Here is a 13262-nt window from a genome sequence, read left to right as displayed (position 1 = left end):
TCCAGCAGCAGGATCGAAATCCGCCGGTTCCTGGGATCGCCCGGGTTGTCCTTCACCAGCAGCTCGCGGTCGGCCACGCCTTCGATGCGGTCGAACCTCGCCTGGGGGATGCCGCCCAGTAGCAGTTGCTGGCGGGTTGCCTCGGCCCGGCCGGTCGATAGCGACCAGTTGTTGGCGCCCGTGCCGCTGCGCCATGGCAGGGCATCGGTGTGGCCGCGCACGATCATCTGCGCGCCCCCTCCTGCTCCACTGGCAGGCCCCACGGTCTCGGCGATGATGCCGATCAGTTCGCGGGCTTCGGGCACCAGTATGGTCGAGCCGAGGTGGAACATCGAGAAATCGGCATCGTCCACCAGGTCGATGCGGATGCCTTCGGGCGTGCGCATCACGCGGACCTGGCGCGACAGGCGGCGCAGGCGTTCGATCGCCTCGATCCGTTCGCGCAGTTCCTGTGCCACTTCCATCCGCCGCCGCTCGGCCGCCTCGGCCCCGCCTTCGTCCACCCCGCCCGATGCGTCGCGCGGGATGGTCAGCGCCTGGGTGCCGGTCTGCCCGGCGGCGTGGGGATAGTTGTCGGCATCGACGATCGACGCGCCGCCCAGCATGCCGTCCGACCCGGCGCTGTTCTCGCGCATCTTGACCAGCGTGGGGGTGAAATAGTCGGCCAGGCCCTTGCGCTGGTCCTCGGTTGTCGCGCCCAGCAGCCACATCAGCAGGAAGAAGGCCATCATTGCGGTCACGAAATCGGCATAGGCCACTTTCCACGCGCCGCCGTGGTGCCCGCCGCCCTGGACGATCACCTTCCGGACGATGATCGGGGCCAGCGGTGCAGGCACCGCCTGTGGCGCAGGCGGCGGTGGCGGGGGCGCGGGCGGAGGTGCCGGATCGGCCGGAAAGGGCAGCGGCGCGGACTTCATCCTACTTGCCCCGCAGCGTGTCGAGCAGGTCGGTCAGGGCCGGTCGGTGCGCCGGGCTGAGGCCCGACCGCGCGCTTTCCACCACCAGCGGCTGCGGATAGCCGTGGAGCGAGGCGATGATGACTTGCTTGACCGACTGAAAGATCTGGCCGTCATGCGCGTTTACCTGCTTCAGCCGCCCGGCCATCGGGCCGACGATGCCATAGGCCAGCAGCACGCCGAGGAAGGTGCCGACCAGCGCCGCGCCGATCATCTTGCCCAGCACTTCGGGCGGCTGGTCGATCGATCCCATGGTCTTGATCACGCCCAGCACCGCGGCCACGATGCCCAGCGCGGGCAGCGCATCGGCCAGCGTCTGCAGCGCGTGCTGAGGCTCGTCCATCTCGTGCAGCAGGGCCTTGATAGAATTGTCCATCACGTCCTCCACCGCATGGGTGTCGAGACTGCCGGACGAGACGACGATCAGCGTCAGCGTATCGCAGATGAGCGCGGTCAGCGCCGGATCGGCGAGGATGCCGGGATATTCGGCGAAGATGGCGGAATTGGCCGGATCGGTGACATGCGATTCCAGTGCCACCGGGCCCTCGGTCTTGAGCATTTTCATCAGGCGGCTGCACAGGGCGATGGTGTCGATATGGTCCTGGTCGGAATATTTCGGGCCCTTGAACACCCGCTTCAGCCCGCCGCCGAGCAGTTTTAGCTCGTGCATGGAATTGCCGATGATCGTGGCGCCGATCGCCGCGCCGCCAATGATCATCATTTCGATGGGCGTGGCGGCGAGCACCGGCCCGAGCGAGCCGCCGGCAATGACAAAGCCACCGAACACCATGATGAGCAGGACGACGATCCCTATGGCTGCGAACATTGCGTTTCCCCGATGGTCAGATGTTGTCGAACAAGGACAGGCCGGCCAGCCGCGAGAACCCGGCCTGGCTCGCTTCGAGCACGGTCAGGATCTGCTGCAGCTCGGCCACGGTGGCGGCGAATTCGACACCGCCTGTGTCTGCTGTCTGGTTGGCGCGCGACAGGGCCTGGTCCACCTGGCGGTCCTGGATCACGTCGATCCACGCCACCCGGCTGCCGACCACTGTCTGGGCGCGGGTCAGGCTGTCGAGCGCATCGTCAAAGCCCGCCAGCGCATCCCGCGCCGCCGTAGCCGGATCGCCCGCGCCGCCCTGCAAGGCCAGCGAAAGGGCAGCAACATGGGCGAACAGGTCGGTCGGCACGCCGCCGGTGGTGAAGTTCAGCACTTCCGGGCCGGTCAGCCCGCGGCTGATGGACTGCCCCTGCCCAAGGTCGATCACGCCGCTGGAAGGGCTGCCGATATAGCTAACCACCCCGCCAGCGCCCTCGGCATAGGCGCGCCCGCTGGCCTCGCCGCCGAACAGGGCATTGCCGCTGGTGTCCATCGCGTTGGCCGTGGCCATCAATCGCTGGCGCAACTGGTCGAGTTCCGCGCCGATGGCATTGCGCTCGCTCGCGCCCACCGTGTCGCTTGCCGCCCACAGCGCCAGTTCGCGGGCGCGGATGATGTCGGCGCCGATCGATTCCAGCGCGCTGGCGGCCAGTTGCAGGTCTTCGCTGGCGCGCTTGGCATTGCCCGCGTCGATTGCGCCCAGCCGGTCGGCCCGCGCCAGCATCCGCAGGCGCGAGGCAGCCACCGGATCGTCGGACGAACGGGTCAGCCGCTCGCCGGTGGCAAGCTGGTTCTGTAGGTTCTCGGCCGTCGCCCGCAGCCCGCTCATGTCGAGGGTCGAGCGGCGGTAGAACGCCTGGGTCGAATTGGTCACAGCGATCATCGGCCGATCCCCAGCAGGGTGTCGAAGATGTCGGTGGCGGCCTGCATCACCCGGCCCGATGCCTGGAACATCTGCTGGTACTTGATAAGGTTGGCTGCCTCCTGGTCGAGATCGACGCCGGTCTCGGCCGCCAGGGCTACCCCGGCGGTGTCGGCAATGGTGCGCAAGGCATCGCGCGTGACGGTGCGCGCGCCGATGGCGCTCGACAGCTTGAACAGCATGGCGTCGGCCGCACTGGCAGGGCCGCCATTGGCCAGGCTGTCGCGCAGGGCCTGGAGGTTGCCGGTCTCGCGGCTGCCCGCCCCCGCCCCGGCAGGAGCCGTGGCGATCTGGCTGCCACTGGTGAGGGCCAGCGCCACATCGACCGCACCGGTGCCGCTGAAGAAAGGCTGTCCGGGCGAGCCATCGGGCGCGATTCCAGTGGCTTGCGCCGCATTGCTGCGGGTAATCAGCAGGTTCGCCAGGTCATCCAGCTCGGTCCTCAGTTCGCCGATGGAACGCATCGCCTGCGAGCCGCCCAGCAGGCGACCCGAAGTCAAGGTCACCGCATTGCCGCCCACCGCAAAGGCGAAGCTGCCATCGGCATTGCTGCTCTTGGACAGGGCGAAGGCATCGACCCCGCTGACAAGAGTCTCGCTGCCCAGTGTAACGGTGGCGCGGCCCAGCACATCGAAACTTGTCGTCACCCCGGCCACCGCGCTCATGTCGCGCAGCAGGCTGTCGCGCTGGTCATGCAGCACGGCCATGTTGGTCGAACCGGGACGGGCGCGGGCGATGGCGGCATTGGTCCGCGCCAGTTCGCCGCCCAACAGGTTAACCCGCTCCACATCGGCATCGGCGGTAAAGGCAATGTCGGCTTCGGCCACATCGAGGCCGTTGGTGGCGATCTGGAAGGTCTGCGCCAGCCGCCGGGCATCCTCCACCACGGCAGCACGCAGCGAACCTTCCAGCGGATCGGAAGCCAGCCGCGCCAGGCTCGCTTCGAAATCGACGAGGGCCGGATAGATCCCCGCCTGCTCGACTGCCGCTTCGGCATTCCGCAAGCCCTGCAATTCGGCATCGGCGCGGGAGACATCGCTGGCGGTGCGGCGTGCCTCGGTCTGGAGAAACAGCGAATTGGTGCGCAGAACCTGATCGGGGCGCACACCGCTCAGGGTCGCGCCCGGCTCCATCGCAATGCCGCCCTTGGCCGCCACTTCGGCCATCGACAGCGTGCGGCGGGCATAGTTCGGATTGGCGGCATTGGCCACGTTCTGCGCGGTCAGGTCCAACGCAGCGCGGGCCGCCATGGCCCCGCTCTTGCCGATCAGGAGGAGGTTGCCGCTCATGGCTTAACGCCCTCCTGCGATCTGCGCGGAAAGCTGGCGTTCGATGGCATCGGCCAGGCCGAAAGTGCCGCGCTGCGCGGCCACATCGGCAAAGTGTTCATCGCGCATCGCTTCGAACTGTTCGAGCCCCGGACCCCCCAGCAAGGCTTCCTCGCCGCCGAAATCGGCCGCGCGGGCGCTGGAAAGGAGCTGGCGCACGAAGATGGCCTCGAATGCCTGCGCTGCCTCGCGCAGCCCGTCTGAGGGAGACGTAGCCGCACCAGGCAGCGCAGGCCGGGGACCGGAGACTGCGGGCGGAAGGGTAATCCCGCTCACAGTACTACCATTTCGGCTTGCAGGGCGCCGGCCTGCTTCAAGGCTTCGAGGATCACCACCAGATCGCCAGCACCCACGCCCAGCATATTCAGGGCATCGACGATCTCGGACAGGTTGGCCCCGCCCGGCATCAGGGCAACGCGGTCTTCGCGTTCCTCCAGGGTGATTTCGCTCGCCTGTTCCAGCGCGGTTACGCCATCGGAAAAGGGCGCGGGCTGGACGATGCGGGGTTCTTCGGCGATCCGCACCACCAGTCGTCCGTGGCTGATGGCGGCGGGCGAGAGGCGCACGGCCGAATTGATCACCACGGTGCCGGTGCGGCTGTTGACGATCACCCGCGCAGCCGTTTCGCCCGGAGTCACGTCCAGCATCTCGATCTCCGAAATCATCTGCCCGCGCGCATCGCCGCCGAACGGCATGACGATGGACAGGGTCACGGCGTCGATTACGCGGGCGGCCCCGGCAAAGCGGCGGTTGATGGCATCGCGCATCCGCGCCGCAGTCTGGAAATCGGCATTGTGCAGGTGGAAGCGCAGCTCGCCCAGCGTATCGAAGCCGGTAGCGACTTCGCGCTCCACTGTAGCGCCATCGGCAATGCGGCCCACGGTGGGCACGTTGACCGTGACCTGGCTGCCATCGCGGCCCGATACACCAAGGCCGCCGACCGCCAGGTTGCCCTGGGCCATGCCGTAAACTTCGCCATCGGCACCATAGAGCGGCGTCATCACCAGCGATCCGCCGCGCAGACTGCGCGCGCGGCCGATGGTGGAAACGGTCACGTCGATCGTCTGGCCGGGCTTGGCAAAGGCGGGCAGTTCGGCGGTGATGATCACTGCCGCTGCATTCTTCAGCCCCGGGGAAACGCCCGGCGGCAAGGTCAGCCCCAGCCGCCCGGACACGCCGCGCATGGCCTGGGTCAGGTATTCGAAATTGTCGTCACCCGTGCCATCCAGGCCCACGACCACGCCATAGCCGGTCAACTGGTTGGGGCGCACGCCATCGAAGGCGCCGAGGTCGCGCACGCGTTCGGCATGGGCGGGCGGTGCCACGATAAAGGCGGCGATCAGCGCAAAGGCGAGGGAAAGGAGCAGGCGGCGCATCAGAACGGGCTCACCATGTTGAAGAACCGGCTCAGCCAGCCAGGGCGGCTCGCCTGCTGGATCGCGCCATTGCCGCCATAGATGATCTGCGCATCGGCAATCTGGCTGGAGAGAATGCGGTTTTCCGCGCTGATATCGGCCAGCCGCAGGATACCGGCAAACTGCACCCATTCGCTGCCCTGGCTCAGTTCCATCTGCCGTTCTCCAACCACCAGCGCCGTGCCATTGGACCGCACTTCCGCGATGGTGACCGCGATGGCGCCGTTCAGAGTGCTGCGCTGCGATGCATTGCCCTGACCATTGAACGTCGCTTCGGCGCCGGCATTAAGGGCATCGGGATTGAGGAATGACAGCAGGCCCGCGCTGGGCGGCTCGATCCCGGCGCTGCCCGCGCGGTTGGTGCGGGCGCTGGTGCTTTTGGATGTGCCCATGCTCTCCACCAGCATCACAGTGACAAGATCGCCCACGCGGCGCGCGCGGGTGCCTTCGTGCAGCGCGGCATAGCCGGTGGCAGGCTGGAAGATTGCGCCATTCGCCTGGGTGGAGAAACCCGGCGTTTCGGCGGGCGGCAATGCGGGGCCGAAGCCCACTTGCGGGCGGCCGCCCTCCATGCCGCAGGCGGCAGTGGCGAGGCAGGCGAGAATTACGGCAAGTTTGCGGGTCATTGTCGGCCTCACAGGGTCTGGTTGGCGTTGCGGAGCATCTCGTCCACGGCGCTGATCATCTTGGAATTGATCTCGTAGGCACGCTGGGCGCTGATCATGTCCACCAGCTCCTCCACCACGTTGACGTTGGAGGCCTCCAGCATTCCCTGGCGGATCTGGCCGCGCCCGTTCTCGCCGGGAGCGCCCACGTCGGCGGCACCGCTGGCGGCGGTTTCCAGCAGCAGGTTGTCGCCGCTGGCCTGCAGGCCTGCAGGATTGATGAAGCTGGCCACGGTGATCTGCCCCAGTTCGGCAGGGGCCGCATCGCCATCAACAATCGCGGTCACCGTGCCATCCGGCCCCACGGCAATGCTCTGCGCGCCAGCGGGAACCTGGATCGCGGGCTGCAGGGCATAGCCTTGTGCCGTGACCAGCGTGCCTTCGGCCGACAGGCTGAAATTGCCCGCGCGGGTATAGGCGGTCTGCCCGCCGGGCATTTCGACCTGGAAGAAGCCGTCGCCATCGAGCGCCATGTCGAGGTTGTTGCCGGTGGTGGAGAGCGCGCCTTGCGTGCCAATGCGGGTCGTCCCCTGCACCGCCACGCCGGTGCCGAGGTTAAGGCCGATGGCATAGGCGGTATCGCCGCCGCTGCGCTGCCCGGCCACGCGGGCATCGTCATAGGCCAGGGTCTGGAAATCGGCGCGGTCGCGCTTGAAGCCGGTGGTGCCGATATTGGCGAGGTTGTGCGCGATCACCCGCATGCGGGTATCCTGCGCTTCGAGGCCCGTACGGGCGACCTGGAGGGCGGCAGAAGGCATGGTTCTTGGTCCTTTCCCTTAGCTCAGCGACATCAGGCGGGCAGAGGCCTGGTCGAGCTGTTCGGCGGTGGAAATAAGCTTGGTGCGGCGTTCAAAGCCGCGCTGGGCGTCGATCATCGCCACCAGTGTCCCGGCAGTATCGACGTTGCTTTGTTCGAGGGCGCCGGTGACGAGAGTGGCGGTCACGTCCATCGGCAGGATCCCGCCGTCCGGCACGCGCAACTGGTTGTCGAGATCCTTGACCAGCGCACTGCCCGCCGGATTGGCGAGCTTGATGCGCCCGGCCAGTTCGGCGGGAACATCGGGCGCGGCGGGATCGGCGGCAAACACACTGCCATCGGTCCCGATGGTGACCTGCCAGCCGGGCGGCAGGGCCAGCGGCCCCGCCTCGCCCATCACGGCAAGGCCATCCCCGTTGACCAGCCGCCCCGTCACGTCGACCGTCAGGTCGCCGCGCCGGGTATAGGCTTCGCTGCCGTCTGCCGCCTGCACCGCCATCAGCGCATTGCCGGACAGGGCAATGTCGAGCGGGCGGCCGGTGTGGGTCGTGGCGGCCGCCGTCATGTCCGCCCCGCGCACGGCCCCCTGCGCCAGACCGCGCACGTTGAGGCTTTCGCCGGACACATGAAAGTTGCCGGTCGAAAAGGTTTCGGCGCGGAAGCCCGGCGTGCTGGCATTGGCCAGGTTGCTGGCCACGGCCCGCTGGCGGTTCATCGCCGCGTCCATGCCGGTCAGCGCGGTGTAGATCATGCGGTCCATGGCGGCGTCCTCCGGCTAGCTTAGCTGCGCAGGTTGATGATGGTCTGCGAGAACTGGGTGGCCGTATCGATTGCCTTGGCATTGGCCTGGAAATTGCGCTGGGCAGTGATGAGGCCGACCATTTCCTCGGCCAGATCGACGTTCGACTTTTCCAGTGCGCCCGACAGCAGCTGCCCGTTGCGCCCGGTGCCCGGCAGTTCGTAGGCCGCGCCACCGGAGAAGCCGGTGGCCTCCCAGTTGGTCGATCCGACCGGACGCAGGCCCGTGGGGGCAACGAAGGTCGCCAGCGCCAGGCGGCCGACCGGTTCGGTAGAGCCATCGGCATAGGCGGCATTGATCAGGCCGTTCTTCTCGATGGTGATGCTGGCAAGGTCCGATCCTGCGCCATTGGTCGTGGGTATGACCGCGTCCACCGTCGTGCCCGGATTGACCACTGCACCGGCGGCATCGACATCGAACATCTGCAGGCTCTTGCCGGCAAAGTCCGTCACGCCGCCCGCCGCATTGATCGAGAAGCTGCCGTTACGCGTGAACAGGATCTGGTTGCTCTCGGTATTGCGGGTGGCGAAAAAGCCGTCGCCATCGATCGCCAGGTCAAGACTGCGCCCGGTCTGCTCGATCGCGCCGAGGCCGAAGTTCTGGTTGATGCCCGCCACCGTGGCGCCCAGCCCCTGCGTCATGCGCGGATTGGCGGCGGAACCGTTGGCGACGATATCGGCGAATTCCACACTGCTCTTCTTGAAGCCGGTGGTTTCGGCATTGGCGATGTTGTGGGCGATGGTGCTGAGGTCGGTCTGCGAATTCTTCAGGCCGTTCAGCGAGGTGTAGAAAGAGGTCATGTCAGGAGGCTCCTCAGGCAGCGGGAGTGGAAGCGGGAGTGGCATTGGCGGCGTTCGAAGCCTTTTGCGCCGCGATCAGCGCGTCGAGCTTGGCGGAGATGGTGGACAGCGTGGCATTGCCCTCGGCCGATCCGGCCAGGGTGGAAAACTGCGCCATCTGCGCCAGCATGTCCTTGTTATCGACCGGCTCGAACGGATCCTGCATCTGCAACTGGGCGACCATCAGCTTGAGGAAGTCGCCCTGGTCCATCGCGCCCAGGCCGGTCTTGTTCGATTTGACGATGTTTCCCGGCGCGTTGAGCGCATCGAGATTGGCCGCCAGGGCGGGGGAAATCGTGGTCATCACTTGCTCCTTATGGTTTCGAGCATGAGCTGCTTGGCGGTCTGCATGGCTTCGACCAGGTTCTGGTACTGGCGCGCGCTCTCCATCATCTCGACCATCTCGGCAGTCTCATCGACGGGGGCTTCCCACACGTCGCCGTTTGCGTCGGCCAGCGGATGGCCGGGATCGTGGCGGCGGGTGGGGGCGACATCGGCTGCGCGCACTTCGCTGATGCGGACGGACGACATGCCGCTCGCCTGGTCGAGTTCCTGGGCGAACACGGCGCGGATCGGGCGATAGGCGCCCTCCTCGGTACTGGCGACGGAACCCGCATTGGCGATATTGCTCGCCGCCGCGTTCATCCGCACCATCTGCGCGGACATGCCGCGCTGGACCATGGAGAACAGGCTGGCGGGAGAACCGGAAGACATGACCTATTCCCCCTTGATCGCGCGGGTGATGGTGTTCACCCGGCCGGTCAGGAATGTGAGGGAGGCCGAATAGGCGACGGCGTTTTCGGCAAAGGCCATCTGCTCGTTGGCCAGTTCCACCGTGTTGCCATCGAGCGAAGGCATGGTCGGCACGCGATAGCGCATGGCGTTCTCGATCGCCGTATCGCGGCCATTGCCTGCGGTGCGCGCGGTGAGCGCGGCGGAAAAGTCGATGTCGCGCGCCTTGTATCCGGGCGTCGCCGCATTGGCGATGTTGCCGGTGATCAGGCCTAGCCGGTGCGAGCGCAATTCCAGCGCCGCGCCGTGGATGCCGAACAGGGTCTCGCTCATGCCTGCCTCCTTGAAGCAAAGTGACTATGGCCGGTGTTCAGCAAGCAGCGTGCCAGTTTGCGCCTTTCGCCCTGTGTCTCCCCGTTGTCGGCAAGCACGTGCCGCCAACCGGCAAGAACGTGCCGCCCTTAATCGCCGCCACTGCCGATCCGTCCTGTGGCTGGCAGAAGGCACTGCAAAAGGTTCAGCAACAGGTTCTGGGGCCAAGGAGCGCGCATAATGGATTTCACGGCCCTGCTGGACGGCCCTGGCGCAGCCATCGTGCTGGGCGGGACCTGCCTTGCGACCCTTGTCGGCAGCGGGCGACGCGAGCTTTCGTCCGCGCTTGGCGGTCTGTGGCACCTGGTCGGGCGCCCGTTCGACTATGAACGCGCCCGTGCCGAAATCGCCCGCGACGTGGAGATGCTCAAAGTCGATGGCGTGCTGCGCTCGCGCCCGTTTCGCAGTTCCGACCGCGAGATCGCCAGCGTTACCGATGCGCTGATCCACGATCGCAGCCTGGCCAGCCTGATCGACGCCCACGAACGCTTCAAGCGCCAGCGCACCCACAGCCGCAAGCTGGCATTACGGCCGATCCGGCTGGCAGCGGAAATGGCGCCGGTGTTCGGCATGGCGGGCACGCTGTTCGCCCTGAGCCAGCTCAATTACGATGCTGCTGCGGGTGGCGCGATGATGGGCGGCATCGGCATGGCCATCGTCACCACGCTTTATGGCCTGATGCTCGCACACCTCGTGCTCCACCCCGTCGCCAGTATGATCGAGCGGCGCGGTGCGGCCGAGGAAGAAGCGCGCCAGTTGCTGATCGACTGGATGGCGCGGCAACTGGCCGGGACCGTCCCGCCCGCAAGGGCTGTTTCACCGGCCCCGCCCAAAACCGTAACCCGGCTGGAGCGGGTGGTGTGATCCGCACACCCTTGCGCGACAGCGGCAGTGCCTGGCTGGTGCCGCTGGCCGACCTTTCGATGATCCTGTTCATCATCACCGGCGTGACCTTGTCGGCCCGCCCGCCGGAGGACGAGGCCGTGCCGCCGCCAGCCCTGGGCGGAATAGCGCAGGGCGTGGCATCGGGCGTGTTCGTCGATGCGCCGGGCGCGCCGCCGCTGGCCGAATGGCTGGCGCTCTACCGCCCCGGTTCGGGCGAGCAACTGACCGTCGAGGCGCGCTTTGCGCCTGCCGACCGGGTGCGGGTGGCCGCGCGGGCCGAGGAACTGGCCCAGGCGGCGATGGCGGCAGGCTTTGCCCCGCGCGTGATCCTGCAGCCTGCCCCGCAATCGCAGGTCCGCGCGCTGTTCGCCTATGACGGTGCGAATGAGGGAGAGGCCGAACAAGTGGCACAGAGCTTGCTTCTATCGGAACAGTCCTGATCCCTTCGAGGAGCTGTTCCGATGTTTCGCCCTACCCTGCTCTTGGCCCTTGCCGCCACAGCGCTGCCATCCGCCGTTTCGGCCCAGACAGGCACGTTTGCCGATCTTTCCCGGATCGATGCCGAAGTGGCCGCCTTTACCGGCGCGCCGGTCGGCACGCCGGGCGGTGCGCGCCATCCGGTCGATCGCCGCCTGCGCCTGGCCGAGTGTCCGGGCGAGTTGGCGCTGGATTGGCATGGCCGCCGGGCCGACATGGTGCGGGTGGAATGCCCCGCCCTGTCAGGCTGGCAACTGTTCGTTCCGGTTAACGCCATGACCGGCGCGGCGGCGGCTGCAAATTCTCCCGCACGCCCCGCCGCCCCCGTTGTCGCCCGCGGCCAGGTCCTGACCATCGCGGTGGAGGGGCGCGGCTTCAGCGTGACCCAGCAGGGCGAGGCGCTGGAAGCCGGCGCAGTGGGCGACTGGATCCGCGTTCGTCCCGAAGGCACCCGGCCCGGACGCGGCCAGGAAGATGTCCGCGCCCGCATCGAAAACCCCGGTCGGGCGGTGATTCCGCTCGGCCGATAATTTGGGCCGAACAAAAAAACGTAAAGCCAGTCTTAAACCGGCACTCGGGGAACCGTCCTGCTGATGAGAATGAACCCCCAAGGAGCGACCACAATGTCCCTCTATGATATTAGCAGATTGAGCGGCCCGGCTGCCATGCGGCCCGTGGCGCGTGACATGCCCGAGGCCCGCACCGGCGCCAAACCGGAAGCGAAGTCTGCCCAGTCGGCACCTGCGGCCGACGGCGGCATTGCCGTGGAAACCGGTGCCCGCGTGGCCACCGGCCCCGTGCCGGTCCAGCAGGACCGTGTCGCCGAAATCCGCGATGCCCTGAAGAACGGCAGCTATCCCATCGTTCCCGCCCAGATCACCGATGCAGTTATCGCCGCACGCCTGATGCTGAGCGGCTCGCAGTGAGCGCCGCCGTGCTCGAAGACGCGGGCCTGGCCGGCAACCTGCGGCAAATGCTTGCCGTGCTGGAAGCCGAGCGGCAGGCGCTTGCCGCCATGGATGTCGATGCGCTGGTCCTTTCGACCCAGACAAAGCAGGAGTTGTGCAGCGAACTTACCGACGGCGAAGGCCCGGCAATCGATGCCGAATGCCGCAGCCTGCTGGAAGCCGCGCGCCACCAGAACGAAGTCAACCGCAAGGTCCGCAATCTCCTGGCAGCCAATGTCGCCGCCCAGCTCGATGCCCTGACCCGTAGCCCCGGCACTTACACCGCCCCGCAGGCCCGGCGCGCTTAACTCGCCAGAATGGCACGCATCTTGCGAAGCTCCTGCTGATTGAAACCAGCGAAGAGAGCGATGCGGATGAGCGATCCGGTCACGACATTCCAGCCCGCCATTCCCGCATCGCGCGCGGGCCAGAGCCATGCTGCTAGCCATGCTGGCACCCAGGCTTCAATCGCCCGCGCGGCCCAGCGTACCGGCGTCGATTTCTCCTATCTGCTGGCCCAGGCGCGGATCGAATCCGGGCTGGACCCGGAGGCCGAGGCGCGCACGTCCAGCGCCACCGGATTGTTCCAGTTCATCGACCAGACCTGGCTGTCCACGCTCGACCGTCACGGCGAACGGCTCGGCCTTGGCCACCTGTCGCAAGCCATCGACAGTTCCAGCGGCCGTGCGCGGGTTGACGATCCGGCCACGCGCGCCGCCATCCTCGACCTGCGGACCGATCCCGATGTGGCGAGCCTGATGGCCGGGGCACTGGCGGGCGACAACCGGGCGACCCTGCTGCCGGTGCTGGGCCGCGAACCCGATGCCAGCGAGCTCTACCTCGCGCACTTCCTCGGTCCGGCAGGCGCGAGCCAGTTCCTCGGCGCGCTCGGCAGCAATCCCGAAACCAGCGCCGCCGCCATCCTGCCGCGTGCCGCCCGCGCCAACCGCGCGATCTTCTACGAACCCGGCGGAGCGCCGCGCTCTGTCGCAGGGGTAATGGACGTGATCCGGGGCCGGGTGGATGGCGCGATGGCGCAAGGCGGCGTGGATCCGGGCGCCTACCCCGCCACCTATGCCGCACAATTCGTCCTGCCCGACAACTGGCAGCCGTCGCGCGTCATGCCGCCGGCTCCGTCGCGCGGGGCGCTACCTTCGATGGCCGAGACCCTGCGCACCAGCTTCGCCCTGACAGAGACGGGTGGCCGCGAGGCGCCCGGCCTCGCCCATATCCGCAACGCCTATGCGCGCCTGGAGGCTTTCGGCCTGTGACCTTGAAGAACCTGCCTTTC

General features: G+C 67.3%; 19 protein-coding genes. 6 read left to right on the top strand and 13 right to left on the bottom strand.

What is annotated here, in order from left to right:
• From M3P36_RS11645 to flgB, 13 genes are all read right to left on the bottom strand, one after another.
• The coding region (locus tag M3P36_RS11645) for a flagellar motor protein MotB (RefSeq protein ID WP_249703675.1) at positions 1-917 on the bottom strand (917 nt) is incomplete at its 3' end.
• Position 918: 1 nt separating this feature from the next.
• Positions 919-1782 carry a flagellar motor stator protein MotA gene (gene motA / locus M3P36_RS11640; protein ID WP_249703672.1) on the bottom strand — a complete coding sequence of 288 codons (864 nt, stop codon included), beginning with the start codon at positions 1780-1782 and terminating at the stop codon, positions 919-921.
• Positions 1783-1798: 16 nt separating this feature from the next.
• The gene (locus M3P36_RS11635; protein WP_249703670.1) at positions 1799-2716 is read right to left on the bottom strand and encodes a flagellin N-terminal helical domain-containing protein; all 918 of its coding nucleotides are present in this window, start codon (positions 2714-2716) and stop codon (positions 1799-1801) included.
• On the bottom strand, positions 2713-4044 hold the full coding sequence (flgK, locus tag M3P36_RS11630; protein ID WP_249703668.1) for a flagellar hook-associated protein FlgK: 1332 nt from the start codon (positions 4042-4044) through the stop codon (positions 2713-2715). Before flgK ends, M3P36_RS11635 begins: the two co-directional genes overlap by 4 nt.
• A gap of 3 nt (positions 4045-4047) precedes the next feature.
• Positions 4048-4359: a rod-binding protein gene (locus tag M3P36_RS11625; protein WP_249703667.1), complete on the bottom strand. Its 312-nt coding sequence runs from the start codon at positions 4357-4359 to the stop codon at positions 4048-4050.
• On the bottom strand, positions 4356-5459 hold the full coding sequence (locus M3P36_RS11620; protein WP_249703665.1) for a flagellar basal body P-ring protein FlgI: 1104 nt from the start codon (positions 5457-5459) through the stop codon (positions 4356-4358). Before M3P36_RS11620 ends, M3P36_RS11625 begins: the two co-directional genes overlap by 4 nt.
• Entirely contained in the window at positions 5459-6124 is a 666-nt protein-coding gene (locus M3P36_RS11615) for a flagellar basal body L-ring protein FlgH (protein WP_249703662.1), read from the bottom strand. Before M3P36_RS11615 ends, M3P36_RS11620 begins: the two co-directional genes overlap by 1 nt.
• An 8-nt stretch (positions 6125-6132) precedes the next feature.
• Positions 6133-6921 carry a flagellar basal-body rod protein FlgG gene (flgG, locus tag M3P36_RS11610; RefSeq protein ID WP_249703661.1) on the bottom strand — a complete coding sequence of 263 codons (789 nt, stop codon included), beginning with the start codon at positions 6919-6921 and terminating at the stop codon, positions 6133-6135.
• Positions 6922-6939: 18 nt separating this feature from the next.
• Positions 6940-7680 carry a flagellar basal body rod protein FlgF gene (locus tag M3P36_RS11605; protein ID WP_249703658.1) on the bottom strand — a complete coding sequence of 247 codons (741 nt, stop codon included), beginning with the start codon at positions 7678-7680 and terminating at the stop codon, positions 6940-6942.
• 20 nt (positions 7681-7700) lie between these two features.
• The gene (locus tag M3P36_RS11600) at positions 7701-8519 is read right to left on the bottom strand and encodes a flagellar hook-basal body protein (RefSeq protein WP_249703656.1); all 819 of its coding nucleotides are present in this window, start codon (positions 8517-8519) and stop codon (positions 7701-7703) included.
• Between the two features lie 13 nt (positions 8520-8532).
• Entirely contained in the window at positions 8533-8862 is a 330-nt protein-coding gene (locus M3P36_RS11595; protein WP_249703654.1) for a flagellar hook assembly protein FlgD, read from the bottom strand.
• Positions 8862-9272: a flagellar basal body rod protein FlgC gene (flgC, locus tag M3P36_RS11590; protein ID WP_249703651.1), complete on the bottom strand. Its 411-nt coding sequence runs from the start codon at positions 9270-9272 to the stop codon at positions 8862-8864. The genes M3P36_RS11595 and flgC overlap by 1 nt, the downstream gene beginning before the upstream one ends.
• Positions 9273-9275: 3 nt before the next feature.
• Entirely contained in the window at positions 9276-9623 is a 348-nt protein-coding gene (gene flgB, locus M3P36_RS11585; protein WP_249703649.1) for a flagellar basal body rod protein FlgB, read from the bottom strand.
• 219 nt (positions 9624-9842) lie between these two features.
• On the opposite strand from flgB, the gene M3P36_RS11580 reads away from it, so the two are divergent.
• From M3P36_RS11580 to M3P36_RS11555, 6 genes are all read left to right on the top strand, one after another.
• A complete protein-coding gene (locus tag M3P36_RS11580) occupies positions 9843-10526 on the top strand; it encodes a MotA/TolQ/ExbB proton channel family protein (RefSeq protein ID WP_249703647.1) in 684 nt (227 codons plus the stop codon).
• Complete coding sequence (locus M3P36_RS11575) at positions 10523-10987, top strand: hypothetical protein (protein ID WP_249703645.1); 465 nt, start codon at positions 10523-10525, stop codon at positions 10985-10987. Before M3P36_RS11580 ends, M3P36_RS11575 begins: the two co-directional genes overlap by 4 nt.
• Before the next feature lie 21 nt (positions 10988-11008).
• Positions 11009-11554 carry a flagella basal body P-ring formation protein FlgA gene (locus M3P36_RS11570; RefSeq protein WP_249703643.1) on the top strand — a complete coding sequence of 182 codons (546 nt, stop codon included), beginning with the start codon at positions 11009-11011 and terminating at the stop codon, positions 11552-11554.
• 93 nt (positions 11555-11647) lie between these two features.
• Positions 11648-11950, top strand: coding sequence for a flagellar biosynthesis anti-sigma factor FlgM (locus M3P36_RS11565; protein ID WP_249703640.1), 303 nt, complete (start codon positions 11648-11650; stop codon positions 11948-11950).
• Positions 11947-12279: a flagellar protein FlgN gene (locus M3P36_RS11560; RefSeq protein WP_249703639.1), complete on the top strand. Its 333-nt coding sequence runs from the start codon at positions 11947-11949 to the stop codon at positions 12277-12279. The genes M3P36_RS11565 and M3P36_RS11560 overlap by 4 nt, the downstream gene beginning before the upstream one ends.
• Positions 12280-12345: 66 nt before the next feature.
• Entirely contained in the window at positions 12346-13242 is an 897-nt protein-coding gene (locus tag M3P36_RS11555; protein WP_249703637.1) for a transglycosylase SLT domain-containing protein, read from the top strand.
• Positions 13243-13262 lie beyond the last annotated feature (20 nt).

Origin of the sequence: Altererythrobacter sp. KTW20L (assembly GCF_023501975.1) — a bacterium.
In the GTDB taxonomy this organism is placed as follows: Bacteria; Pseudomonadota; Alphaproteobacteria; order Sphingomonadales; family Sphingomonadaceae; genus Alteraurantiacibacter.
The sequence above is the reverse complement of the archived record's forward strand: the minus strand, read 5'-3'. Positions and strand labels throughout refer to the sequence as shown.